This is a genomic window from Corynebacterium sp. ACRPH, assembly GCF_022347285.1.
In the GTDB taxonomy this organism is placed as follows: Bacteria; Actinomycetota; Actinomycetes; order Mycobacteriales; family Mycobacteriaceae; genus Corynebacterium.
Map to the genome: position 1 here is coordinate 41,864 of NZ_JAKRND010000004.1, position 24,418 is coordinate 66,281.

Here is a 24,418-nt window from a genome sequence, read left to right on the forward strand (position 1 = left end):
CTCCGCCGACTAGCTCCGCCGACTAGCTACTCGGCGACGACAAACTCCTCCAGCTCCGCCGCAACCACCTTCGGTAGACGTACATCCAGGCGAGTTCCGTCCGCGTCGTAGTCCTCCGCAATCACCGTTCCCAGCTCGTGGACCTTGGCCACCAGATCGCCACGGTCAAATGGAACGTGCAGGGTCACGTGAGAATCCAGCGAGTTGAGGAACAACTCCAGCTGGGCCTCCAATTCCGGAATGCCCTCCCCTGTCTTCGCGGACACATACACGGCATCCGGAATGCGGTGCCGCAGCTCCGCCAGCACCAGCGGGTCGGCTGCGTCGATCTTGTTGATCACCAAAATCTCCGGCGGCGCCTCCTGCCCGGATTCCTCCACGATTCCACCGATCACGGTGTTCACTGCCTTGATCTGTTCCAGCGGGAACGGGTCGGAGCCATCCACAACGTGCAGCACCACGTCGGCGGCCAGGACTTCCTCCAGAGTGGAACGGAACGCCTCCACCAGCTGCGTGGGCAGGTGGCGGACGAAGCCCACCGTGTCGCTGAACACCACCGTTCGACCGTCCGCGAGGCTCGCGCGACGCGTCGTCGGATCCAGGGTGGCGAACAGGGCATCCTCAACCAACACACCCGCACCCGTCAGTGCGTTAATCAGGGAGGACTTGCCCGCGTTCGTGTATCCCGCAATCGCGATCTGAGGGATGGCCGAGGCGTCACGGCGCTCGCGTTTGACCTCGCGGGAGGTCTTCATCGCCGCAATCTCCTTGCGCAGCTTCGCCATGTCGGAGCGCAGGCGACGGCGATCCGCCTCGATCTTCGTCTCGCCAGGTCCGCGCAGGCCCACGCCACCGTTGGAGCCCGCGCGACCGCCCGCCTGCCGGGACAGCGCGCTACCCCAACCGCGCACGCGGGTGATGAGGTACTCCATCTGCGCCAGCGAGACTTGCGCCTTGCCTTCCTTGGATTTCGCATGCTGGGCGAAGATATCCAGAATTAGCATGGTCCGGTCGATCACCTTGACGTCCAGCGCCTTCTCGAGCGCGATCATCTGGCCCGGGCTCAGCTCACCGTCGCAGACCACGGTATCTGCACCGGTTTCCAGCACCACGGACTTCAGCTCCTCGACCTTGCCGCGGCCGATGTAAGTACCTGAATCCGGCTTGTCGCGCCGCTGGTAGAGCATCTCCGCCACTTCGGAGCCTGCGGTTTCGGCTAGGGCTCGCAGTTCCTCCAGGCTCGCCTCCACCTGCGCGATCGTCCCGGTGGTCCACACGCCGACCAGCACGACCTTCTCCAGCCTCAGCTTGCGGTACTCAACGTCGTAGCCGTCGGACTGCTCGTCTGTGTAGGTATTTACTCCGCGGGACAGTCGTCGGAGGCTCGAGCGCTCCTCCAGATCGAGCTCGCCGACCGTGGGCGCCACGTGCGAATCATAAAGGTGTGTAGTGTGTTCGGTTTTATCCGTCTTTTCCGTCATTACGCTCTATTTTTACCTGTCAGGGGCGGTAAATAGGAAATTTGGTACGGCGGACTAGAGTGGTGGGCATGATTCCTGAACTCCGCAGCATTGGTATGGATTTCCCCAAGTGGCAGCAGGCCCTCGAGGCCGCCTACGGCTCCGGCAACCTGGGCGTGTCGGGTGAGGTTCGCGGCGGCCAGGTTCTGCAGTTCGACGACCCCTCGGGCGCCCGCATGGTCGTGCTCGCCGTCGAGCCCTTCGGCTCTTTCGCCAGCTACACCGGCGGAGTGCCCGCCACGGCGCACTTGTCGATGCTGAACGACATCATCGGCGTGCTCGACGTTGTGGACGATAGCCCCATGCTGCAGATCTCCGGTCAGCAGGCCCCGACGATCGCTTCCCTCACCGCCACCGTCGCTCAAGGCCCTTTGCTTGTGGACGCCCCCTCGTTGGAGTACCACCAGTTCCACATTGGGGCTCTGGCCAATTCCGTGCGCGTGTACGGGGACTCGACTGCGTTCGCCAAGGACGGCGGCCTGAAGGTCGGCGTGGTGGATTCGAGCGGTTTGCGGGACATCAACTCCCCGGCCACTGCTCCGCATGCCACGGCGGAGATCGCGGTGGAGGCCACCGACTGGTCCCGCAAGGTCAACGCTCTGACGGGGCAGAAGTTCTGGACCGCGAGCGTGACCTCCCCCTTCGAGTTCACGGTGGTGCTACCCGAGGATGCGGTCGACGAGGAGCTCGCACAGTCCGATGCCCCGTTGATCGTGGCCGGAACCGTGCAGTTCACCGCTAGCACCGTGGATGCCGCTGACTGCGGCGGCGCCTGCGGCTCCGGTAGCTGCGGCTGCGGGGGCCACTAGAGGACTGTTTGGCCCCAGGCCACAATCGCCGAGGGCCCGCGGAGTACCGAGCCTTCCTCGGAGACCTCCACCTCCACGGTGCCCCCTGGAACGTGCACGGTGACGGTGCCCGTGGCCAGTTCGGCGTCAGCAAGGGCAGAAACAGCGGCGGCTACGGTACCGGTACCGCAAGAGCGAGTCTCCCCCACCCCGCGCTCGTGGACGCGCATGTGCACCGCGCCCGCATCGTCCAGGGGCGTGAGAACCTCCAGGTTCACCCCCGCCGGGAAGAACTCCGGGTCGAACTGCACCTGCTGGTCGATCGGCAGCTTCTGAAGTTCCTGCGCCGTGAGGTTCGGCACCACCGCGGCTAGGTGCGGGTTACCCATATCCACTCCGAGCCCCGCGACCTTCATGTCGCCCACCTGTGCGGTGGACACGTCCAGCACTTCCGGGGCGCCCATCTCCACGCTCACGATCGCGTGCTCCTGGTTCTCCCCACTCAGCTCCTGGACCTCCACCAGCTTGCGGCCCGCCCGGGTGCCGATGCCGAATTGCTCGCCGGCCATGACCTTCCCCTGTCGGCACAGCGCATGAGCGAAGGCACGTACTCCATTGCCGCACATTTCCGCCAGGGAGCCGTCGGCGTTGCGGTAGTCCATGAACCATTCTTCGCCGTGCACGCCCGCGGGCAGTTCGGCCAGCACGCCCGCGCTCACCAGCGCGTCGCCGGTGGCAATGCGAATCAAGCCGTCGCCGCCGATCCCGGCCCGGCGGTCAGCAAGGTGCCGCACGCGCTCCTCGGTGAGGTTCACCTGGGTTGCCTCGTCCATCAGGACAACGAAGTCGTTCTCCGTGCCGTGGGCCTTGATGAATTCGATCATGCGGAACACTTCCCTTGCTTAATAATGGCCTTGCTTACTGCTGGCTGCCAATCCCTAGCGCTTCCGTGGCCGCGCGGACCGGGTCGGGCGAGTTGGCGTCAATCCAAATAATGCGCTTATCCCTGCGGAACCAGGAACGCTGCCGTCGAGCATAGCGACGGGTGCCTGTGATCGTGCGGTCCACGGCTTCCTCAAAGGTGAGCTCGCCCGCGAAATAGTCCAGCACCTGCGCGTATCCGATGGCCTGGCCGGCGGTGGACTCGCGGAGCAGCCCATCGGCAACCAGGGCACGTACTTCCTCCACCAAGCCTTGGTCGAACATCTGGCGCACGCGCAACTCGATGCGGGGGTTCAGCCACTCGGCGGGCGCGTTCAGCCCCAACAGGCGCATGTTCCAGCGGGGCGTGGAGTTCTTCGGCGGCTGTGAGGCCGCGAAAGGCTTGCCGGTTAGCTCGATGACTTCGAGGGCGCGGACGGTGCGGCGCGGGTCGTTGTCCTCGATAATGCGCGCGGCCTCGGGGTCGATCGTCGCCAAGTACTGGTGCATGGCGGCCACCCCACGGACGTCGAGCTCGCGCTGCCACTTGTCGCGCACCATCGGATCCGTGGGCGGAAAGTCCCACTCGTCCACCAGCGCCTGGATGTACATCATGGAGCCGCCGACGATGATGGGCGTCTTGCCCCTGGAAAAAATTTTTTCCACCGTCTCGATCGCCCCCGCGCGATACTCCGCGACGCTTGCGGGCTTGGTCACCGGCCAAATATCCAGCTGGTGGTGCGGAATCCCCTGTCGCTCTGACGGCGGAACCTTGGCCGTTCCGATGTCCATGCCCCTGTACAGTTGCATGGAGTCGATATTCACCACCTCGCCGTCCAGCCGCTTGGCCAGTTCCAGGGAGATCGCCGTCTTGCCAGAGGCGGTAGGGCCAACGACTGCGATCGGGCGGATCTCAGTGGAAGAACTCATAGAAACCCAGTCTAGCGGGGCGGCTGGTGTAATAATTACTTCATTGCCCTATACAAGGCTAAAAGGCTAAAAGGCTAGAAAGCGTATAAGGCGATTGGCATGTTTTGGTTTTAGGTAGGAGTACCCGCAATGACTGATCCCACGAATCCTCGTCCGGTCCCGAAGCCCGGCCCAAAGCCGGGGCCCAAGCCAGGCGCCAAGCCTGGGCTGAAGGGAGTGCAGACCGGGGGTGTCAGCATCCCCAAGAACGACCCCGCGAAGTTCGGCCGCGTGGACGCTGACGGCGTGGCATGGTTAACGACCGCCGACGGCGAGCGTCAGATCGGCGAGTTCAAGGCCGGTACTCCCGAAGAGGGGCTGAAGCACTTTGGCGCCCGCTACGACGACCTGAGCACTGAAGTGCAGATGCTCGAGGCGCGTCTGCAAAGCCACCCGGAACAAGCCCAGACCATTCGCCACGACGCGAAGATTCTGCAGGATTCCCTTCCCACCGCAGCCGTCATCGGCGACATCGCCACGCTGGATGCCCGCCTAGAAAAGATTTCGCAGCGCACCCAGACCGCCGAGAAGCAGGTCGCGGAGGCGAAGCAGGAGCGCCGCGATTCCGCATTGGCGCAGAAGGAAGAGCTGCTGGGAGAGGTCGAGAGCATTGCCGCGGCCGATCCGTCCACCGTGAACTGGAAGCGCTCCGGCGAGCGCATCCGCGCGATCGTAGAGCAGTGGCGCAGCATCAAGGGCGTGGAGCGCTCCACCGACGACGAGCTGTGGAAGCGTTTCTCTAAGGCTCGCTCCGAGTTCAACCGCAAGCGTCAGGCGCACTTCGACGAGCTGGACCGCAACCGCGAGCGGGCGCGGCTAAAGAAGGAAGATCTGATCGAACAGGCCGAGGCGCTGCAGGATTCCACCGACTGGGGGCCAACCAGCGCCAAGTACCGCGACCTGATGAGCCAGTGGAAGGCCGCAGGCCGCGCCCCGCGCAACGTGGACGACCAGCTTTGGGAGCGATTCCGCAAGGCACAGGACGTGTTCTTCGCCGCCCGCAAGGCAGATTCCGCCGAGCGCGACAAGGAGTTCGAATCCAACGCGGAGGCCAAGCAGGCCCTCATCGACGAGTACTCCCCGAAGGTTGATCCGCAGGCGCACGGTGTGGACAAGGCCCGAAAGGTTCTGCACGAACTGCAGGAAAAGTGGGAACAGATCGGCTTCGTACCGCGCGGCCGCGTGCGCGAGTTCGAGGACAAGATCAAGGCCATTGAGGCCCGCGTGGAGGAGGCTGCGGATGCCGAGTGGCGCCGCACCGACCCGGAGGCCCAGGCGCGCGTGGCCCAGTTCCAGGCAAAGGTGGACCAGTTCAACCGCGAGGCCGAGGCCGCGGAGAAGGCGGGCAAGTCCGCGAAGGCGGAGAAGCTACGCGGCCAGGCCGCGCAGTGGCAGGAGTGGGCGGACACCGCCGCTGCCGCCGTGGAGGGCTAGTCCTCCTCGCTCTCCTGCGGGGCCTCGCCCTGCTGCTTTTCGAGCTTGGCCTTGCGCTCGCGGCGGGCCTTCGCGCGGGCGCGGCGGTCATCCACGATCTCCGCATCCTCGCGGTCCTCGATGCCCATGCGCAGCCGCTGCTGTGCCAGGCGGGATTCTTCGTCGCGGTGGGCTTCCTCGCGCCGCGCCGCAGCTAGCGCCCGCTGCAGGGGATTCTTTTGAAATACAACCGCGGACAGTGCGTAGAAAAGCACCGTTAGACCCACCAGGCTGAACAGCAGCGGGATGGCCGGGCCGTCGCCCGACTCCGTCGGCGGCTGGGTCTGCCGCACCCAGATCGCAAACACGTTGTACCACCAGGCCACACCTGCAAAGGCCCAGTTCACCCATGCCACGATCCACGATTTCGAAACCAGGGTTCCGATGGTCAAAAGGATCGCGATAAGGCGCAGCCAGGAGAAGATCATTTCCGGCTTAGCCGTCGCGCCGTCCTGCGCCACCTGGGTGTTAAACAGCACGTCGTAGCCGCGCACGTCGCCCGCGTGCGGCAGGAAGATCATAACGAGGGGAACCAGGAAACCGAGGACGATCAGCGGCACGTAGCGGCCCAGCACCACGCGACCGGCAATCCTGCGCTCAGCGCCGCTGAGGTCGCCTCGGTACTGCGCCAGCGCGTCGTCTCCGACTTCCTGTTCGGAGCTCTTGGCGCTGCTCTTGGTGCTCTTGTTGTCACTACTCACAGCCGCATCCTCCCGTGCTGCATCCGCCCGCCGCCGTCGGCCCGGGCTTCTTTATGCTCGGCATTCCTAGTCCGACGCCCACAGGCGCCGTAGTCGGAGTCTCCCCCAACTCTGTCATGTCCCCCGCCCGGGTGCGCGTGTGGCTCGCGACCCCGCCGTCGGCGATGAGGAAGTGCGGCGCGGCATCAGTAATAACAACCTCCACAACGTCACCTGCCCGGATGTCGCCTTCGGGCGTGAAGTGCACGAGGCGGCCGTCGCGGGAACGCCCGGAGCGGCGGTGGGTGCGGTCGTTCCTACGCCCGTCGGCCTGCACCAGCAGTTCCTGCGTGGTGCCGATGAGCTTGCGGTTTTCCTCTTCGCTGATGCGCTCCTGCAGTGCGAGGAGGCGCTCGTAGCGGTCCTGCACGACGGCCTTCGGCACCTGGTTTTCCATCTCCGCGGCCGGAGTGCCGGGTCGCGGAGAATATTGGAACGTGAAGGCACTGGCGAAGCGGGCCTTCTCCACTACGTCCATGGTCGCCTGGAAGTCCTCCTCAGTTTCACCGGGGAAACCGACGATGATGTCGGTGGTGATCGCCGCGTGCGGGATGCGCTCGCGCACCTTGTCGAGGATCGCCAGGAACTTCTTGGAGCGGTAGGAGCGCTTCATGTCCTTCAGTACCTTGTCCGACCCGGACTGCAGCGGCATGTGCAGCTGCGGGCACACGGTGGGAGTCTCCGCCATCGCGTCGATCACGTCGTCGGTGAACTCGGCCGGGTGTGGGCTGGTGAAGCGGAGGCGCTCCAGGCCTTCGATTTCCCCGCAGGCGCGCAGCAGCTTGGAGAATGCGGTGCGGTCGCGCTCGAGGGTTTCGTCGGCGAAGTTCACACCGTAGGCGTTCACATTCTGCCCAAGCAGCGTCACTTCGCTTACGCCTTGGTCTACCAGCGCCTTGACCTCGGCCAGGATCTCGCCGGGGCGGCGGTCCTGCTCCTTGCCGCGCAGCGAGGGCACGATGCAGAAGGTGCAGGTGTTGTTGCAGCCGACGGATACGGAGACCCAACCGGCGTAGGCGGATTCGCGCTTGGCGGGGAGCACGGAGGGGAATTCCTCGAGTGCGTCGAAGATCTCCACCTCTGCCTTGTGGTTGTGCGCCGAGCGCTCCAGCAGCGTGGGCAGCGAGCCCAAGTTGTGGGTGCCGAAGACCACGTCGACCCATGGGGCTTTGTCCACCACGGTCTGCTTGTCCTTCTGCGCCATGCATCCACCCACGGCGATCTGCATGCCGGGGTGCTCGTCCTTGATGGCCTTCATCTGGCCCAGGGTTCCGTAGAGGCGCTTGTCCGCGTTCTCGCGGACCGCGCAGGTATTGAACACCACGACGTCCGGCGTGGCGCCCTCGTGTGCGGGTACGTACCCGGAGTCTTCCAGCAGGCCGGACAGGCGCTCGGAATCGTGGACGTTCATCTGGCAGCCGAAGGTGCGCACTTCGTAGGTGCGACCGGCACCAGAGTTCTCGCTCGTTTGCGTCTGAATCGTCTGTGTCACGTGGATTACCCTACCCCTTTGCCCACCGCGTTTAGAAAAGTGAGGCCTTCGTTAGTGACGCCCGCTACAGCTCCTCTATTCGCGCGTCCAGCGCGCGGCGAGCGTATGCCAGGGCTACGCCTTGCGGAAATCCGCGGCGGGCGGCAACTCCCACTACGCGGCGCAGCGCCTTGTCGTATTCCTTGCGGTCGGCCGGGCGGGTCTTCACGCTGGCTGCCTTCTTGGCTACGAGCTCCTCCAGGATCTGCAGCTGGGACTCCTCGTCCACCTGCTCCAGCGCGTCCTCAATCAGTGCTGCGGCGATGCCCTTGCGCTGTAGCTCTCGGCGCAGCACGGAAACGGACTTCTTCTGATTCTTCTCCCGCTGCCGCACCCACTCTTGGGCGAACTGAGCATCGTCGAGCATCCCGCTTGCCGTGCAGCGGTCAATGACCTCCTCCACCCCCTCGGGTTCAAAGTCGGCGTCGAGCAGCCTCTGGCGCAGCTCCGCCGTGGAGCGTGCTCGATGGTTGATCAGCCGCACTGCCTTGGCCTTGATAGGCGCGAGTTTTTCCTCCTCCTCCGCGTCCACGAACCCCTCGCCCTCACCGGGCGAGTAGTTGGCGATGGCCTGCCGCAGTGCTTCTATCTTCTGGTCGCGCTCGCTTTGCCTAATCGGCATCGTCAGTTGGCATCGTCATCGTCGAAGTTCGGGCTCAGCTCGATGGGCTTGTCCTCGTCCGCCTGATCCTCAGCGGCTTCTCCAGCTGGCTCGTCCTTCGTCTTGGCGTAGGGGCCAATCTTCAGTTCGCGGGCAATGCGATCCTCCAGCTCCGCGGATAGATCCGGGTTGTTCTTGAGGAACTCGCGGGCCTTCTCCTTACCCTGGCCCAGCTGGTCGCCGTCGTAGGTGAACCAGGAACCGGACTTCTTAATCAGGCCGGTCTCCACGCCCAGGTCAATGATGGAGCCCTCCCGCGAAATACCTTCGCCGTAGAGGATGTCGAATTCCGCGATCTTGAACGGCGGCGAGACCTTGTTCTTCACAATCTTCAGGCGGGTTCGGTTGCCCACCACGTCCTGGCCATCCTTCAGCGCCTGGATGCGGCGAATATCGCAGCGCACGGAAGCGTAGAACTTCAGCGCCTTACCGCCGGTGGTGGTCTCCGGAGAACCGAACATCACGCCGATCTTCTCGCGCAGCTGGTTGATGAAGATCGCGGTCGTGCCCGTCTGGTACAGCGCACCGGTCATCTTACGCAGAGCCTGGCTCATCAGACGGGCCTGCAAGCCAACGTGCGAGTCGCCCATCTCGCCGTCGATCTCCGCCTTGGGCGTCAGCGCCGCCACGGAGTCCACAACGATGATGTCGATGGCGCCCGAGCGGATCAGCATGTCCGCGATCTCCAGCGCCTGCTCGCCCGTGTCCGGCTGGGAAACCAGCAGCGCGTCCGTATCCACGCCCAGCGCGCGGGCGTACTCCGGGTCCAGCGCGTGCTCCGCATCCACAAAAGCCGCGATGCCACCGGCACGCTGCGCCTCCGCGATTGCGTGCAGCGCCACGGTAGTCTTACCGGAGGACTCCGGCCCGTAGATCTCCACTACGCGACCGCGCGGGAAACCACCAATGCCCAGCGCCGCGTTGATTGCGATGTTGCCAGAAGAAATTGCCTGGATTGGCGGGCGGGTATCGTCGCCCAGGCGCATGATCGCACCCTTGCCGAAGTCCTTCTCGATCTGCGCCATCGCAAGCTCCAGCGCCTTCGACCGATCCTTCCCCGCCGCGGCGGTCTGCTTCTTCTTCGGTGGCATAAAGTTGCTGCTCCTTACATCTGCTGTGACGTCCGGTGTGTTCAATTCCGGTGTGTTCAATATCGTCATCTTCTTCGCACCCCCGATTTCTTTAGACCGGCAGCGCTCCGAAAAGGTTCATTGATAGTTGTACTCGACCGCGCGGACAACCATCGTCTCCGACACACACCCTACACGAACCTTTGTTCGATTGTTTAACTGGCCGCCCCACCGGGCCATACTGTGGGCGTCAATAGAAAAGCCTAGATATCCTCACCCAGGCGGCGCTCTTCAGGCACATCAAAGTCATCACACAGCGCCAGCCACACATCGCGGGGATCATACCCCTGTTCGATTAGCGCGGCGGGCGTATCCCCCAGCGAACTCAGCACGTGAGTATCCGCAATGAAAGCCCGGAAGCTATCGCCGAATTCTCCCAAAGTCAGCCGATCAAACTCTGTTCTGCGCATGGTCTACCAATGTACACCCCCACCCAAAGAACCCAGCCTTGAACGGCGTTCAAGTTTTGAGCCGCATGGGTTATCATCATGCTTATGTCATCCTCCGAAACTACAAAATTTAAGGCGGTAGACCTCGCATACATCGCCGTCTTCGCCGCCCTGATCATCGTCCTCGGCGGCGTGCAATTGCCCGTCGGCGTAGCTGGCGTACCTATCGTCCTGCAAAACATGGGCATCGTCCTGGCCTCCCTCATCCTCGGCTTCTGGCGCGGCGGCCTGGCCACTACCCTCTTCATCGCCGTGGGCTTCGTCGGCGTGCCGAACATGGCCGGCTGGAAGCCCGCCGCCGCAGCCGTCGCAGGCCCCACCGTCGGCTACATCGTCGGCTACATCATCGCCGCCTTCGTCATCGGCCTGATCGCCCAGTACGCACCCCGCAACGCAAACGCGCGCGCGGGCGTATTCTTCCTCGCGGGCATCGTCGGAGTGATCATCCAATACCTCTGCGGATCGATCGGCCTGATGGTGCGCCTCGGCTACGACTTCAGCACTGCCCTCGCGGCCAATACCCCATTCATCCCTGGCGACCTCATCAAGGTCACGCTCGCCGTTGCCATCGCCCTGGCCGTCACCAAGGCGGTGCCAGACCTGCTGCCGACCAAGCGCAAGGCCTAAAGCATGCCCCGCATCGAGTTCGAGAACGTGGGCGTCGCCTTCGATACCGCTACCGGCCAACGCACCGTCCTCCGGGACATCAACCTCTCCCTCGACGAACGCCGCATCGGCATTATCGGCGCCAACGGCTCCGGTAAATCCACCCTGGTCCGCCTGATCAACGGCCTTGCCGAGCCCACCAGTGGGCAGGTGCGCGTCGCTGGGCTCAATGTAGCCAAACGCGGACGCGAGGTGCGGCGCAAGGTGGGGTTCGTTTTTAGTGACGCCGACAACCAGATCATCATGCCCACTGTAGCCGAGGACGTCGCGTTCTCCCTGCGCACAACCACCAAAAGTGGCCGCGAAAGGGAAGAAAGGGCAACCGCCATGCTGCGCATTATGGGGCTGGAGCACCTGGCGGATGCCTCGCCCCACTTCCTTTCCGGTGGCGAGAAGCAACTGCTGGCCCTGGCTTCGGTGCTGGTCGTGGAACCAGAGCTGGTTATCGCCGACGAGCCCACTACCCTGCTGGACCTCGGCAACCGAAGAATGATCGCCCGCAGACTGGGGGAGCTGCCGCAGCAGCTGATCGTGGTCTCGCACGACCTGGAACTCTTGGAGGACATGGAGCGAGTGCTGTGGATCGCCGACGGCAAGGTGCAAGGCGACGGCCCGGCCGACCGCGTGATTGCCGACTACGTGGCAAGCTTCGGCGGGTAGGTAAGTTATGGCAAAGTCCCTGCACATCAACGTTCCGCTGTCGGTGTACCACCCGGGGCAGTCAATTCTGCACCGCGCCCGGGCGGGTCTAAAAATTTTTCTGCTCTTCTTTTTCCTGGTCGGTAGCGCCATCTGGGCGACCGTGCCGTGGCAGGCAGGGGTTGTCGCCGCTTTCACCGCCGCGTGCTACGTGGTGGCGCGAATCCCGGTGGGCTTGGCGCTGCGCCAGCTGTTGGCGCCCACCGTGCTGCTGCTGGCCTTCGCCGCGCTCCTGTGGTGGCAGCGGGACTTCCCCACTGCGCTGACCTACTTTGTGGTGATCCTCTGCGCGGTGGCCATGGCGACTCTGCTGACCCTGACGACCCCCATCGGGCAGCTCATGGATGCAGTCGAGGCGGGCCTGCGCCCGCTGGGCAAGATAGGCCTGCCCGTGGAAACGATCAGCCTGCTGGTGGCGCTGACCATCCGCCTGATTCCGCTGACGGCACTGACGGTCAACGAAGTGCTTGACGCAAGAAAAGCACGGGGCGCATCGCGCTCCGTGCTTGCCTTCGGCGTGCCGGTGATTGTTCGCAGCCTATTGCGGGCTCGCCGCCTTGGGGAGGCGCTGAAGTCCCGCGGAGTCGGTAACTAGCTGAAAACTAGCTTTCGCCTCGCAGCTGGCGCATACGCTCGGCCACTGCGTCCTGGCTGACGTTGCCCGCCTGCGGCTGGGCCTGCTCGATGGCCTCCTGCTGCTGCGCCCCGCCCAGCTGGTTGTTCGCGCCGCCCTGCATCTCCGCGCGGATCTGCTCCAGGCGGGAGTGTCCGGCCATCTGGATGCCAGCCTGCTGCACCTCCGCCATGCGGCCCTGTACGGAGTTCTGCGCCAGTTCGGCCTGCCCCAGGGCGTTGGCGTAGCGGCGTTCGATCTTCTCGCGCACCTGATCCAGGTTCGGGGATCCATTGGAGGTAACGGCGTTCATGGACTGCAGGGAATCGGCGACCTTCTCCTGCATCTTCGCCTGCTCGAGCTGGCTCAGCAGCTTGGTGCGCTCCGCGGCCTTCTGCTGCAGCTGCATGGAGTTGCGCTCCACGGCCTGCTTGGCCTGCGCGGCCTGCTGCAGGGCCTGGTCGTGCAGGCTCTTCATGTCCTCCACCGACTGCTCCGCCGTCACCAGCTGTGCGGCGAAGGCCTCGGCAGCGTTTTCGTACTCCATGGCCTTCTGCTGGTCGCCCTGAGCGCGGGCCTTGTCGGCGAGGTTCAGCGCCTGCTTGGTGTTGGCCTGCAGCTTCTCTACCTCTTCTAGCTGGCGATTCAGCTTCATCTCCAGCTGACGCTGGTTACCGATAACCGCCGCTGCCTGCTGGGACAGTGCCTGGTGCTGCTTCTGCGCTTCTGCGATGGCCTGTTCGATCTGAATCTTCGGATCGGCGTTTTCTTCGATCTTGTTGTCGAAGAGCGCCATCAGGTACTTCCACGCCTTCACGAACGGATTGGCCATGAGCTATTGCTCCTTCATTGAAAGGTTAAAAACGGGCTAAAAATATTTCTTTTGCGCGGATAATACTACCAAGAATCCGCCGCGCACCCCTGCACTTAGGCTCGTTCCACTGCGCCCGCCGCCATGTTCGCAGCCAGCTCGGCAGCCGCCGCGTCCAGGGCCATCATCGATGCAGCTTCCAGGATCACCGAAGCCACCGAAACCGCCATCGCGTGGCACACGCTGGCCAGCAGTTCGGAGGAAACTTCCTTGCGGCCACGCTCCAGCTCGGACAGGTAGCCCGGGCTGACATTTGCCAGCGAGGCCAGCTGACGCAACGTGAACCCGTTATTGGTGCGGTATTCCTTCAGGGTCGCCCCCAGCGCCTCCCGCAGCAGCGGTTCGTCCGCGGGCATCCGCTCAGCCGGACGCTCCACCGCAACCGTATCCATGACCATAGTATTGTGACTCATCAATCATCCCAACGTCTCGGGCGGCGAATTTGTTCCCGCCAGTTTACGCGCTCGCCATTTCCAGCGCGCGGTTTACGCTGAACTGGCGAATTTCTGCCCGCAGCTGCGCCGCATCGAGCCCTGCGAACTCGCCTTCGTTGACCAGCCGCACATACTCTGCGTACAGGTTTTCCACCCGCGCTCCCCGCACATGGTCGTAGACCCCGATGAACACCTCTCCCACCGGGTGCCTGTCCTGCGGGTCGGGGCCGGCCACGCCCGTCAGCGCCACCCCAACGTCTGCTCCGCAGCGCCGTGCCGCACCCTCTGCCAGCTCCGCCGCGGTCTCCGCCGCCACCGGTCCATGCGCGCGCAGGGTTTCCTCGCTCACTCCCGCCAGGTCGTGCTTGAGCTCTGTTGCATAGACAATGACGCCACCACGCAGGACCGCCGAAGCCCCAGGTACCTCTGCAATCGTGGCCGAGCACAGTCCTGCGGTCAGGGATTCCGCCGTCGCGATTGTCAGCCCTCGCTGGGTGAACTCCCGGACCAGGCGTTCGGCGGCAGGGTTCACCGTCATTTAAGCGTTTTCCTTGCGCGAGTCCAGAATGTACTGCACGCCGGTGACAACGGTCTGCACCACGGCCACACCCATCACGATCACGGCGATGGTCTGCACGACCCCGCCGAACGGAAGGATGTAGAGGAACACCGCCAAGGTCTGCAGAACCGTCTTCAGCTTGCCGCCCTTGGAGGCCGGGACGACGTTGCCCTTGCGCGCCAATACCATGCGCCAAACGGTGATGCCCAGCTCGCGCACCACGACGATCGCGGTGACCCACCACGGCAGCTCGCTCAAAATGTTCAGGCTGACGAAAGCGGAGATCATCAGTGCCTTATCCGCGATCGGGTCGGCCAGCTTGCCGAAGTCGGTGATGACCTCGTAGCGCCGAGCCAAGTAGCCGTCCAGCTGGTCGGTGAACATCAACAGGCTAAAGGCAAGCAGTGCCCACCAGCGGTGGGCCAGGTCGGGTTCAGCACCCGGTACTTCCCAATCCCCGGAGGTCAGGATCAGCCAAAGGAACACCGGGATCAGGGCGATGCGAATGCACGTGAGTACATTCGGCAAGCTCACGCTGTGGACGAAAGTGCCAAACGAAGATCGCGGTGCTGAAGTATTCACAAGTACCTATCCTACCGTGGAGCTCTCTTCGTTTTCGGCCAGCTTCTTCTTGCCGACCGTCATGCTCAGGACCGTGGTAACCACCAGCACGCCGACGATGACGATAAGCGACAGCTCCACGGAAACCTCAGGAACGGCAACTCCCTCGCCGCCGTTGATAAACGGCAGGTTGTTCTCGTGCAGCGCATGCAGGATCAGCTTGGTACCGATGAAGGCCAGGATGATGAAAAGGCCGTAGCCGAGGTACACCAGGCGTTCCAGCAGGCCGTCCAGCAGGAAGTACAGCTGTCGCAAGCCCATCAGAGCCAGAGCGTTAGTCGTGAACACGATGTACGGTTCGCTGGTAATGCCGTAGATGGCAGGGATGGAGTCGAGGGCGAACAACACATCCACGAAGCCGATGGCCACCAGGGCGATGAAAAGTGGCGTCAAAACCCTCTTGCCGTTTTCCTTAAACCACAGACGGTCCGACTCGTAGTGATCCGAGACATGGATAAACTTCCGGGTCATCTTGATGACCATCATGTCCTGCGGGTCCTTTTCCTCCTCGCCAGAGACCTCGTCCCACAGCAGCTTCGCCGCGGTCCACAGCAGGAACAGGCCGAACAGGTAGAAGACGTCAGACCACGCCTCGATGATCGCCGCACCCAGGGCGATGAAGATACCGCGCAGGATCAGTGCCAGCGCAATGCCGATGAGCAGGACCTTCTGCTGGTACTTGCGGGGGATCTTAAAGGAGCTCAGGATAAGCGCGAAGATAAAGAGGTTATCCACGCTCAAGGCCTTCTCGGTGATGTAACCGGCGAAGAACTCCAGGCCGTGCTGGTGCGGGTTACCCGGCTCACCCCAGGTCAGCCAGAGGAAACCGCCGAAGATGCAGGCGAGAGCCACGTAGAACAGGCTCCACAGCGCCGACTCCTTGATGCTCGGCTCGTGGGGTGTTTTGACGTGGCTGTAGAAATCGAAGACAAAGAATCCGGCGACCACCAGGATGGTGATGGTCCACGTTAAGGCATTTACTTCCATGGAAAACCTCCGGTCGATAAAAACTCATCACTAAATAGACCGGAGGTCTCCCCTGCCCGTTCCATGAAAGTTGCGAGCCGACATGACCGGGAGGTTCGCGGGGTCACCGCAACCTGCCGTGCTGACGATCAATGTCGAGGGCACCAAGCAAGCTTGGCGTTAGGGTACTCCCCTCCAACTGCCGACTACTCTACACCCGCCAGAGGCCGGCTGCGCCATAGGGGCTACACGGCTCCGCTCGGCGGGTTGGCCGCGACCACACGCGTCCCGTCATCGCCGGAATCATCGCCGTCGTGAACGCCTTCGGCCCCCTCGGCATCTGCCTCCATAACTTCCTTGGGCGCGTCCTCGGGGTTCGCGCCCTTGATCATCCAAAGCATCGTGTCGAGCTCCTCGGGCTTCACCAGCACCTCACGTGCCTTCGACCCCTCGGACGGTCCGACCACTCCGCGGGTCTCCATCAGATCCATCAGGCGCCCGGCCTTGGCGAAGCCGATGCGCAGTTTGCGCTGTAGCATCGAGGTCGAGCCGAACTGGCTGGTGACCACCAGCTCCACGGCTTGCAGCAGATCCTCCAGGTCGTTGCCGATGTCCGGGTCGATGTCCTTCTTCGCCTCGGCGGCCTTGTCCTCGGTGACCCCCTCGGTGTAGTCGGGCTCGGCCTGGTCCTTGGCGGCTTCCACGACGGCGTTGATCTCCTCGTCCGTCACGAAGGCGCCCTGAATGCGCTGCGGCTTGCCCGCACCCTGCGGGATGAACAGGCCATCGCCCATGCCGATCAGCTTCTCCGCGCCGCCCTGGTCCAGGATCACGCGGGAGTCGGTCGAGGAGCTGGTGGCGAAGGCCAGTCGGGAAGGAACGTTCGTCTTAATCAGGCCGGTGACCACGTCCACCGACGGGCGCTGCGTCGCCAGGACCAGGTGGATGCCGGCGGCACGAGCCTTTTGGGTGATGCGCACAATCGAGTCCTCGATCTCGCGCGGGGCGGTCATCATCAGGTCGGCCAGCTCGTCGACCACGCACACGATGTACGGGTACGGGCGGTACTCGCGCTCCGAGCCCAGCGGGGTGGTGATCTCGCCGGACTTAACCTTGCGGTTGAAGTCCTTGATGTGGCGCACGCGGCTGGCCTTCATGTCCATGTAGCGCTGCTCCATCTCCTCAACCAGCCAAGTAAGAGCGGCAGCCGCCTTCTTTGGCTGGGTGATGATGGGCGTAATCAGGTGCGGGATGCCCTCGTAGGGGGTCAGCTCCACCATCTTCGGATCCACCAGGATCAGGCGTACCTCGTCCGGCGTGGCGCGGGTCAGCAGGGAAACCAGCATGGAGTTCACGAAGGCCGACTTACCGGAACCGGTGGAGCCGGCCACCAGCAGGTGCGGCATCTTCTGAATCGAGTGGGCCACGAAGTCGCCCTCGATGTCCTTGCCCAGGCCGATGACCATCGGGTCGGCATCACCGCGCACCTTCGGCGCCTCCAGCACGTCGCCGAGGCGCACCATTTCGCGGTCGGTGTTGGGCACCTCAATGCCCACTGCGGACTTGCCCGGGATCGGGGTCAGCAGGCGCACGTTGTCGGTCGCCACCGCGTACGCCAGGTTGGACTGCAGGTTCGTGATCTTGGAGACCTTCACGCCCGGGCCGAGTTCTACCTCGTAGCGGGTCACTGTCGGCCCGCGGCTAAAGCCCGTCACCTGCGCGTCGACGTTGAACTCCTCGAACACCTCGGTGATCGCCTCGATCATCCGATCGTTGGTTTCGCTGCGGGTCTTCGGCGCATCGCCGTTGAGCAGCAGGTCCGTCGACGGCAGCGCGTAGTCGCTTTCTTCCTTGTTCGTTGTGGCTTTCTCTGCGACCTTATCTGTGACGCCCTCAGCCACGTCCTCTTCCAGCTCCGACTTCGGCGTGGAGGCTGGAACCGCAGCAGCGTCGATCCCCGAGCGGGCGATGATGGCCTGTCGCACCGAGTCACGGGAGTCGGCTACGGGATCCCGCTTGGGCTCAGGCTTGGACTCTGCCTCGTCGTCATCCAGCAGCTCTGCGACGTCCTCTACCTGTGGTGCAGGCTTCGGCTGGGTGCGCTTAGACTCCGGGCGCTTTGGCTGGGGGCACTTCGGTTGGGTGCGCTTGCGACGCTGCGGTGCGCGGGAGGACGCAGTGTCGAGCACCAGGGTCTCGTTGGAGTCAGCCGCGTCGTCTACGTCGCTCCCCTGTTCCTCCACCGGGTAGTTGTCCATCGGCGTCCGGCGGGCGGCGCGGGTGATCTGACGATCGACGTGGCCATACTGATCGTCCTCGTCAACGTCGTTGGATTGGTCTTCGTAGTCGGCGTAACCATCGCTACCGCGACCATCACGCCAACTGCCCACACCCAGGAAGTCAGCTGCAAGGGTATAGATCTGTTTTACCGTCAGACCCGTGAGCTGCAGTGCGCCGTACACAATGGCCAGCAGTAGCAGAGGAACGGCCAGGTAGACGCTAAAGCCAACGGCCATCGGCGTACCGATAGCCTGGCCGACAAGGCCGCCCGCGCTCGCCTTTCCGGCACTATCAGTGGGCTGGCCGGCGAAGATATGAATGAGCCCCAGCATCGGCAGAACTACCAGCGCGGAGCCGATCCACAGGCGGACGGTGGAACGCTGGGTGCGCTCGATGCCGACCATCAATACCCAGGCGGCGAAGACCATGGCGATCGGGACTACGTATCCGCCCGCGCCGATGATCCAGGTGAGAATTCCCGCGATGCCGTTACCCACGGCACCGCCCACTCCAAACCAGAGGGTTCCAGCCAGGATTAGGGCTACGGCGAACACGCCGATGGCCGCACCGTCGTAGGAGCCGCCGATGCGCATCGGTCCTGCACCTTCGCTGGGGTCTTGGGCGCTGAAGTCGGCGTCAAAACCATCGTCCTCAGTGTCCGGCGTCCAACCGTCACCAGCGCGCGAACCACGACCCGAATCAAGCTTCTTGACTTGACTATTGCGCGAACTCCGCTGCTTCCCCTTCTTGGAGATCACCTGGGTTTCCGCCTCCTCTAGAAAATCTGCGTCGTCATAAGAATCAAAGTCACCTGCGTCACGGCGGGTCGCTAGGCGGCGAGTCAAGCCACCGATACCCCGTGCCGCTCCACTAAACGCAGACCCCAGCGAGTGGCCGACCACGCCGAAGGCGCTGCCGGTCCTCTCGAAGTCTTCGCCCCCGGCATAGCCAGAATAACCGGCACCGACCGGCGCTGCGGATCGAGTATCTTCAAACCCACCGCGACGGCCGGAGCCCGGCCGGTTGGCGTGTGCGCCCCTTCCGCGGGGCGCAGAGCTGCGAGAACGACTAGTGACAGACATGGCCACCACTCTAGTCGCACTGATCACAGTAGTCACATGAGCAACACGCGCTTTGTTCTAAAAAGATGCTCAGATTCAGCGGAAAACTTTTTAGAACACGTGGCGCTTAATGCGCGCGGTCGTGCCCTCATCCGCAGGGTTCAGAACCACGTCCACCGCGCCGTCGCGGCCATAGAGCCACATCAGCAGCTCCCCGGCTTCGCCGCTTACCCGCACCTCGTCGGTGGTGTCGGCACCCGCACGAACCACCGTCGGCGCGGAGGCGTCGGTACGCTCCAGCACCACGTGAATGGTCGAGGAGCGCAGGAAAAACCTCGCCATCTTCCCCACTGCCTTCCACAGGTCATCCCGGGCGGACTGCGGTAGGTCGCGGGGAGCGTACTCCCCTCCCCCACGGCGCAGATCCTCGTGGTGGACGAAGTTCTCGGCGAGGTTGGCGTACTTGTCCGCCAGTCGCAATGGGTTCCACGTCGGCGGACCGTTGCGGTACATCTCCACCAGCTCTGCGTACGGCTTGGACTCGTAATCGTGGCTGACGGAATCCAGACGATTGGCAAGCCCCTTGAAGAACATGCCAGCGGCAGCATCCGGACGGTACTCGCGGATAACGAGGTGGACCACCAAATCGCGAGCAGTCCAGCCCGCGCACAACGTAGGTGCGTCTGGACTGGACTGCTGTAGAAGGTTCGCCAGGGCTTCGCGTTCCGCTTGGGAGGTGTTCATGTTGTGTTCCATGCCACCCCAGCGTAGCGAAACCTTAGGCTATACGGATTCGCGCGCCTCTTCTTCCTCGAGTTCCTCGACGATCTCGGAGCTCATCGGCACAACGGTAGGCACGATCATCGGCTTGCGGTTCCACTTGTCGGAGATCAGTTTGCCCACCTTGCGGCGGATGGCCTGTGCCATGCGGTAGGGATCGTTCTCGCCCTCGCCAGCCAGGTCGATCATGACGTTGTCGACCTTCTCCTGGATCTCCTTGAGCATGTCGCGGGCATCATCGGAGAAGCCCTTGGCCTGCACGCTCGGAGCCTCCAGCGGACGCCCGGTGCGGTTATCGATGACGGTGGTGATGGAAATCAGGCCACCCTCGGACATCGCGGTGCGGTCCTCCAGAACGCCGCTGTCGATATCGCCCATGCGGGTGCCGTCGACGTACAAGTTACCGACGGTGATCTGGCCGACCACCTTCGCGTGACCATTGTGTAGGTCGACAACCACGCCGTTCTGCGCCAGCGGAATGTTGTTCGGGTTCACGCCCGTGCTGATCGCCAGCTCCTTGTTGGCGCGCAGGTGGCGCCACTCGCCGTGCACCGGCATCGCGTTGCGCGGGCGGGCGGCGTTGTACAAGAACAGCAGCTCGCCGGAGTAGCCGTGGCCAGAGGTGTGTACCTTCGCGTCGCGGCCCGTAATCACGGTCGCGCCGATCTGTGACAGCATGTTGATCACGCCGAACACTGCTTCCTCGTTACCCGGAACCAGGGAGGAGGACAGGATAATCAGGTCGCCGTCGCGGACGGTGATCTGGCGGTGCTCGCGGCGGGCCATGCGCGACAGCGCGGCCATCGGCTCGCCCTGCGTACCGGTCGTAATCAGCACGACCTTGTGCGGAGCCATCTTGGAGGCTTCGTCCATAGAGACGATGGTGCCGCGCGGGACGTTCAGGTAGCCCATGCGCTCTGCGATCTCCATGTTGCGGATCATGGAGCGGCCGTTGAAGGCAACCTTGCGGTTGGCCGCCACGGCGGCATCCACGGCCGACTGCACACGGGAGACGTTCGATGCGAAGGAGGCGATGATGACGCGCTGCTTAGCGTCGCGCACCAGGCGCTTCAGCGTTGGCGCGATGTCAGCCTCGGAGCCGGAAACGCCCGGGGTGGTGGCATTGGTGGAGTCACACAGGAACAGGTCGACGCCCTCGTCGCCGAAGCGAGACAGCGCAGGAAGATCCGTCGGACGCCCGTCCAGCGGGGTCTGGTCCAGCTTGATGTCGCCGGTGTGCACCAGCAGGCCAGCGCCGGTCTTCAGCGCGATGCCCAGACAGTCCGGGATGGAGTGGTTCACTGCGAAGAAGCGCAGGTCAAACGGGCCACGGCTCTCGTGGGAGTTCTCGTCGACCTCGATCAGCTTCGGGCGCTGGCGGTGCTCCTGAGTCTTCGCTGCGATCAAGGCGCAGGTGAAGCGGGAGGCAATGATCGGAATGTCCGCGCGCTGCTTCAGTAGCCACGGGATAGCACCGATGTGGTCCTCGTGGCCGTGGGTGATGACCAGCGCTTCCACGCGGTCCCACTTGTCCTCCAGGTAGCTGAAGTCCGGCAGGATTAGGTCCACGCCCGGCTCACCGGAGCTCGGGAACAGCACGCCACAGTCGATGATCAGCAGGCGGCCTTCGTACTCGAAAACCGTCATGTTGCGGCCGATCTCGGAGATGCCGCCCAGCGCGACGATGCGCAGGCTGCCCTTCGGCTGCTTCGGCGGCTTCGGCAGGCGCTGCGTCAGGTCCGCGCCCTGCATGGTCTTCAGCGCGCCCTTGCGACGGTCGCCACCACGACCCCGGCCGCGGCCCTTGCCGCCGCCGTTGTTCCGGTTGCCGCTGTTGTTGCTGTTATTGCTGCCGTTGTTACCACCGTTGCCACGGCCGCGACCACGGGAGCGACGATTACGGTTGCGGTTGCCGCCACCGTTGTTGTTCTTGTTGCCGCCGTTATCGGCAGAGCCGTTGTTATCGTTGCCGCCGGAGTTGTTGTTGGCGTTGTTCTTAGCGACGCCACCATCGTTGAAAACCGTCGCAGCCTCAGCGTTGGAGACAGCGGTGTTATCCGATTGTGCTTCCGCTTCCGCGCTCGGCGGAGCGGCCTTCCGAGTAACCTTGCGGCCTCGGGAACGTTGTTCAGTCATATTTTCCCTATACCCCTGCTGCCTGCAGGTCTTGAGCCAGCTGATCCATCTCAGCTGCTGTTGGTTCGATAATGGGAAGACGCGGTGCACCCACGTCCTTCCCCTTTAGCTTCAGTGCTGCCTTCGCGAATGTCACGCCCCCGAGGCGGGCCTGTGCCTTCTGTAGCGGCTGCAGTTGCACTGCGATGCTACGGGCGGTGGCAATGTCGCCTGCGTCGAACGCATCCCTCATCTGCTTGAGCTGTCGCGTTGCTACGTGGCCAATCACAGAGATGAAGCCGGTGGCACCTGCGGCCAACCAGGGCAGGTTCAGCGGGTCGTCGCCCGAGTACCAAGCCAGGTCGGTGTTCTCAATCAGCTCCATGCCGGCGGCCAGGTCTCCCTTTGCATCCTTGACGGCGGCGATCTGTGGATGATCGGCCAGTCGGTGCAGGGTCTCCGGCTCCACCGGGACGACGGAACGAGAGGGAATGTCGTAGACGCACACTGGAATATCCACTGCGTCCGCAACGGTCTTAAAGTGCTGGTAGATACCCTCCTGGCTGGGACGGGAGTAGTAAGGAGTCACAACCAGCAGAGAGTCAGCCCCCGCCTCTTGCGATGCGCGAGACATTTCTACGGTGACAGCTGTGTCATAAGACCCGCTTCCGGCGATCAGCTTAACGCGGTCGCCGAGCTCGGATCGTACTGCTCTGAGCAGGTCAAGCTTCTCGGTCGCACCCGTGGTGGGTGATTCTCCGGTAGTTCCGGCCAAGACCAAAGAATCGCAGCCCTCATCCACGAAGTGGCCAGCAAGTGCCACGCCCGCGTCCAAGTCGATGGAGCCGTCCTTTTTGAAGGGGGTCACCATCGCAAGAGAGATAGTTCCGAAGTGCGCGGATCCCCTTGTTGCTGCGTTACCTGTACTCATGACTTCCCAGACTACCTTCCTTCGCGAGAAACTCACGTATTTGGGTGGTTAATTTCGGCGGGTTGTAATTGACGGCCCTAAGACCCGCCGCCCTTAGGATTCGCCTACGTACGGGCTCGTCGCCATCTCCCCGCCGTCGTGCAATTGCGTGATCGAGAAGTCCTCGAACACGTTTGGCGCTACTTCCTGCAGTTTACGCAAGCACGCGACAGCGATCCGACGGATCTCCGGATCCGCATGCTCGGCGGCACGCATGGCGATAAAGTGCCGCCAGCTACGGAAATTGCCGCTCATGACGAAACGGGTTTCGATGCAGTTCGGCAGCACCGCCCTGGCCGCCTGGCGCGCCTGCTTCGTGCGCAACACGGCGTTTGGCTCCTCGGCGAAGTCCTCGCCCAGGCCATCCAGGATCTCCCGGTAGGCGTCGTATGCCACATCCGCTGCCTGCAAGAATAGCTTCTTCAAGTCCTCATTGCCGGCTACCGCTTCGGGCACCACGACCCGTGCCTCGTCGGCGGGCACGTAGCGCTGCGAAAGCTGGCTGAAGCTGAAGTGCCGGTGGCGCATGATCTCGTGGCTGCAGGAGCGAGAAACCCCGCGCAGGTACATCGAGGCGCTGGCGTGCTCCAGCAGCGTGGTGTGGCCGACGTCCATAATGTGGCGGACGTAGGCCGCATTCGTCGCGGTGTGCGGGTTGGGCTTATCCCACGTTTCGTAGCAAGCCCTGCCCGCGAACTCGACCAAAGCGGCACTGTCGTCTGCGTCGGTTTGCCAGTCCAGGTCCGGCACTGAATCGAAGGCGGTGTGACCCACCAGGTCGATCTGTAGGGGTGCAACAGTAGCCATGAACTAGGCCTTAGCACCGCCGTTGACGTCGCCGTCCAGGCCCAGGAAATTCTCCAAACCGATGGTCAGACCCGGGTTCTCCCCGATCTTGTCCACGCCGATCATGATTCCCGGCACGAAGGACTCGCGGTCGTAGGAGTCCTGCTTCAGGGTCAAGGTCTGCCCCTTGGTGCCGAAGATGACCTGCTCGTGGGCAACCATGCCGGTCATGCGCACGGCGTGCACCGGTACTCCCTGCACGTCAGCACCACGCGCCCCGTCCAGGGACTGCGTGGTGGCGTCCGGCTGCTCGGCCAGACCGGCGGCCTTACGAGCGCGCGCGATACCTTCCGCGGTGTGCACCGCAGTACCGGAAGGCGCGTCCACCTTGTTCGGATGGTGCAGCTCCACGACCTCGGCGGACTCGAAGAAGGGCGCTGCGATCTCCGCAAACTTCATGGTCAGCACGGCGGAGATGGCGAAGTTGGGGGCAACGAGCACCCCAGTCTCCGGGGATTCCTGCAGCCAACCGCGGACGGTCTCGAAGCGCTCCTCCGTCCAGCCGGTGGTACCGACGACGGCGTGGATGCCGTTATTAATGCAAAACTCCAGGTTGCCCATCACGGCATCCGGAACGGTGAAGTCCACCACGACCTCAGCCTTGTTATCCACCAGCGCCTGCAGGTCATCCCCATGGTCGATGGCGGCCACCAGCTCGTGGTTCGCGTCAGCCTCAACGGCGGCTACAACGGCGCTGCCCACACGCCCGCGGACACCCAAAACACCAATGCGAGTCATAGATCAATCGCTCCTTA

General features: G+C 63.5%; 24 protein-coding genes. 5 read left to right on the forward strand and 19 right to left on the reverse strand.

Annotation, left to right across the window (positions count from 1 at the left end):
• Positions 1–26: 26 nt before the first annotated feature.
• On the reverse strand, positions 27–1,481 hold the full coding sequence (gene hflX / locus MHX66_RS02995; RefSeq protein WP_239199564.1) for a GTPase HflX: 1,455 nt from the start codon (positions 1,479–1,481) through the stop codon (positions 27–29).
• Between the two features lie 68 nt (positions 1,482–1,549).
• Here hflX and MHX66_RS03000 point away from each other — a divergent pair, with 68 nt between their 5' ends.
• On the forward strand, positions 1,550–2,329 hold the full coding sequence (locus MHX66_RS03000) for a hypothetical protein (RefSeq protein ID WP_239199567.1): 780 nt from the start codon (positions 1,550–1,552) through the stop codon (positions 2,327–2,329).
• Here the strand turns inward: MHX66_RS03000 and dapF are convergent.
• Both dapF and miaA read right to left on the reverse strand, forming a co-directional pair.
• On the reverse strand, positions 2,326–3,192 hold the full coding sequence (gene dapF, locus MHX66_RS03005) for a diaminopimelate epimerase (RefSeq protein WP_239199570.1): 867 nt from the start codon (positions 3,190–3,192) through the stop codon (positions 2,326–2,328). The two genes, MHX66_RS03000 and dapF, sit on opposite strands and share 4 nt — an antisense overlap.
• A 34-nt stretch (positions 3,193–3,226) precedes the next feature.
• The gene (miaA, locus tag MHX66_RS03010; RefSeq protein WP_239199573.1) at positions 3,227–4,159 is read right to left on the reverse strand and encodes a tRNA (adenosine(37)-N6)-dimethylallyltransferase MiaA; all 933 of its coding nucleotides are present in this window, start codon (positions 4,157–4,159) and stop codon (positions 3,227–3,229) included.
• Between the two features lie 129 nt (positions 4,160–4,288).
• On the opposite strand from miaA, the gene MHX66_RS03015 reads away from it, so the two are divergent.
• Complete coding sequence (locus tag MHX66_RS03015) at positions 4,289–5,632, forward strand: DUF349 domain-containing protein (protein WP_239199576.1); 1,344 nt, start codon at positions 4,289–4,291, stop codon at positions 5,630–5,632.
• On the opposite strand, the gene MHX66_RS03020 is transcribed toward MHX66_RS03015, so the two are convergent.
• The 5 genes from MHX66_RS03020 to MHX66_RS03040 all read right to left on the reverse strand — a co-directional run bounded on the left by MHX66_RS03020 (position 5,629) and on the right by MHX66_RS03040 (position 10,143).
• Complete coding sequence (locus MHX66_RS03020) at positions 5,629–6,372, reverse strand: hypothetical protein (protein WP_239199579.1); 744 nt, start codon at positions 6,370–6,372, stop codon at positions 5,629–5,631. The genes MHX66_RS03015 and MHX66_RS03020 overlap by 4 nt on opposite strands.
• On the reverse strand, positions 6,365–7,903 hold the full coding sequence (gene miaB, locus MHX66_RS03025; RefSeq protein WP_239199582.1) for a tRNA (N6-isopentenyl adenosine(37)-C2)-methylthiotransferase MiaB: 1,539 nt from the start codon (positions 7,901–7,903) through the stop codon (positions 6,365–6,367). Before miaB ends, MHX66_RS03020 begins: the two co-directional genes overlap by 8 nt.
• A 64-nt stretch (positions 7,904–7,967) precedes the next feature.
• Positions 7,968–8,564, reverse strand: a complete 597-nt coding sequence (recX, locus tag MHX66_RS03030; RefSeq protein WP_239199585.1) for a recombination regulator RecX — start codon at positions 8,562–8,564, stop codon at positions 7,968–7,970.
• A gap of 2 nt (positions 8,565–8,566) precedes the next feature.
• A complete protein-coding gene (gene recA / locus MHX66_RS03035; RefSeq protein ID WP_239199588.1) occupies positions 8,567–9,694 on the reverse strand; it encodes a recombinase RecA in 1,128 nt (375 codons plus the stop codon).
• 242 nt (positions 9,695–9,936) lie between these two features.
• The gene (locus MHX66_RS03040; protein ID WP_035003702.1) at positions 9,937–10,143 is read right to left on the reverse strand and encodes a DUF3046 domain-containing protein; all 207 of its coding nucleotides are present in this window, start codon (positions 10,141–10,143) and stop codon (positions 9,937–9,939) included.
• An 84-nt stretch (positions 10,144–10,227) separates the two neighbouring features.
• On the opposite strand from MHX66_RS03040, the gene MHX66_RS03045 reads away from it, so the two are divergent.
• The 3 genes from MHX66_RS03045 to MHX66_RS03055 are packed head-to-tail and all read left to right on the forward strand — an operon-like array spanning position 10,228 to position 12,142.
• Positions 10,228–10,809, forward strand: coding sequence for a biotin transporter BioY (locus MHX66_RS03045; RefSeq protein WP_239199591.1), 582 nt, complete (start codon positions 10,228–10,230; stop codon positions 10,807–10,809).
• 3 nt (positions 10,810–10,812) lie between these two features.
• A complete protein-coding gene (locus MHX66_RS03050; RefSeq protein ID WP_239199594.1) occupies positions 10,813–11,508 on the forward strand; it encodes an energy-coupling factor ABC transporter ATP-binding protein in 696 nt (231 codons plus the stop codon).
• Positions 11,509–11,515: 7 nt separating this feature from the next.
• Positions 11,516–12,142 (forward strand): energy-coupling factor transporter transmembrane protein EcfT, encoded by a 627-nt coding sequence (locus tag MHX66_RS03055; protein WP_239199597.1) that lies wholly within the window; start codon positions 11,516–11,518, stop codon positions 12,140–12,142.
• Positions 12,143–12,149: 7 nt separating this feature from the next.
• Here the strand turns inward: MHX66_RS03055 and MHX66_RS03060 are convergent, their stop codons facing one another.
• The 11 genes from MHX66_RS03060 to dapB form a co-directional block, all read right to left on the reverse strand.
• Positions 12,150–12,992 carry a PspA/IM30 family protein gene (locus MHX66_RS03060; RefSeq protein ID WP_239199600.1) on the reverse strand — a complete coding sequence of 281 codons (843 nt, stop codon included), beginning with the start codon at positions 12,990–12,992 and terminating at the stop codon, positions 12,150–12,152.
• A 95-nt stretch (positions 12,993–13,087) separates the two neighbouring features.
• Positions 13,088–13,429, reverse strand: a complete 342-nt coding sequence (locus MHX66_RS03065) for a helix-turn-helix domain-containing protein (protein ID WP_034987723.1) — start codon at positions 13,427–13,429, stop codon at positions 13,088–13,090.
• Between the two features lie 58 nt (positions 13,430–13,487).
• On the reverse strand, positions 13,488–14,003 hold the full coding sequence (locus MHX66_RS03070; protein WP_239199603.1) for a CinA family protein: 516 nt from the start codon (positions 14,001–14,003) through the stop codon (positions 13,488–13,490).
• Positions 14,004–14,606 carry a CDP-diacylglycerol--glycerol-3-phosphate 3-phosphatidyltransferase gene (gene pgsA, locus MHX66_RS03075; protein WP_239199606.1) on the reverse strand — a complete coding sequence of 201 codons (603 nt, stop codon included), beginning with the start codon at positions 14,604–14,606 and terminating at the stop codon, positions 14,004–14,006. It lies immediately after the preceding gene.
• 6 nt (positions 14,607–14,612) lie between these two features.
• Positions 14,613–15,632 carry a TerC family protein gene (locus MHX66_RS03080; protein WP_239199609.1) on the reverse strand — a complete coding sequence of 340 codons (1,020 nt, stop codon included), beginning with the start codon at positions 15,630–15,632 and terminating at the stop codon, positions 14,613–14,615.
• A gap of 224 nt (positions 15,633–15,856) precedes the next feature.
• Positions 15,857–18,973: a DNA translocase FtsK gene (locus tag MHX66_RS03085; RefSeq protein ID WP_239199612.1), complete on the reverse strand. Its 3,117-nt coding sequence runs from the start codon at positions 18,971–18,973 to the stop codon at positions 15,857–15,859.
• A gap of 90 nt (positions 18,974–19,063) precedes the next feature.
• Positions 19,064–19,696 (reverse strand): TIGR03085 family metal-binding protein, encoded by a 633-nt coding sequence (locus tag MHX66_RS03090; protein ID WP_239199615.1) that lies wholly within the window; start codon positions 19,694–19,696, stop codon positions 19,064–19,066.
• A 39-nt stretch (positions 19,697–19,735) separates the two neighbouring features.
• Positions 19,736–21,868, reverse strand: a complete 2,133-nt coding sequence (locus MHX66_RS03095) for a ribonuclease J (protein ID WP_239199618.1) — start codon at positions 21,866–21,868, stop codon at positions 19,736–19,738.
• Between the two features lie 7 nt (positions 21,869–21,875).
• The gene (dapA, locus tag MHX66_RS03100) at positions 21,876–22,778 is read right to left on the reverse strand and encodes a 4-hydroxy-tetrahydrodipicolinate synthase (RefSeq protein WP_035003691.1); all 903 of its coding nucleotides are present in this window, start codon (positions 22,776–22,778) and stop codon (positions 21,876–21,878) included.
• 93 nt (positions 22,779–22,871) lie between these two features.
• Complete coding sequence (gene thyX / locus MHX66_RS03105; RefSeq protein WP_239199637.1) at positions 22,872–23,624, reverse strand: FAD-dependent thymidylate synthase; 753 nt, start codon at positions 23,622–23,624, stop codon at positions 22,872–22,874.
• A gap of 3 nt (positions 23,625–23,627) precedes the next feature.
• Positions 23,628–24,401 (reverse strand): 4-hydroxy-tetrahydrodipicolinate reductase, encoded by a 774-nt coding sequence (gene dapB, locus MHX66_RS03110; RefSeq protein ID WP_239199658.1) that lies wholly within the window; start codon positions 24,399–24,401, stop codon positions 23,628–23,630.
• Positions 24,402–24,418: the final 17 nt, after the last annotated feature.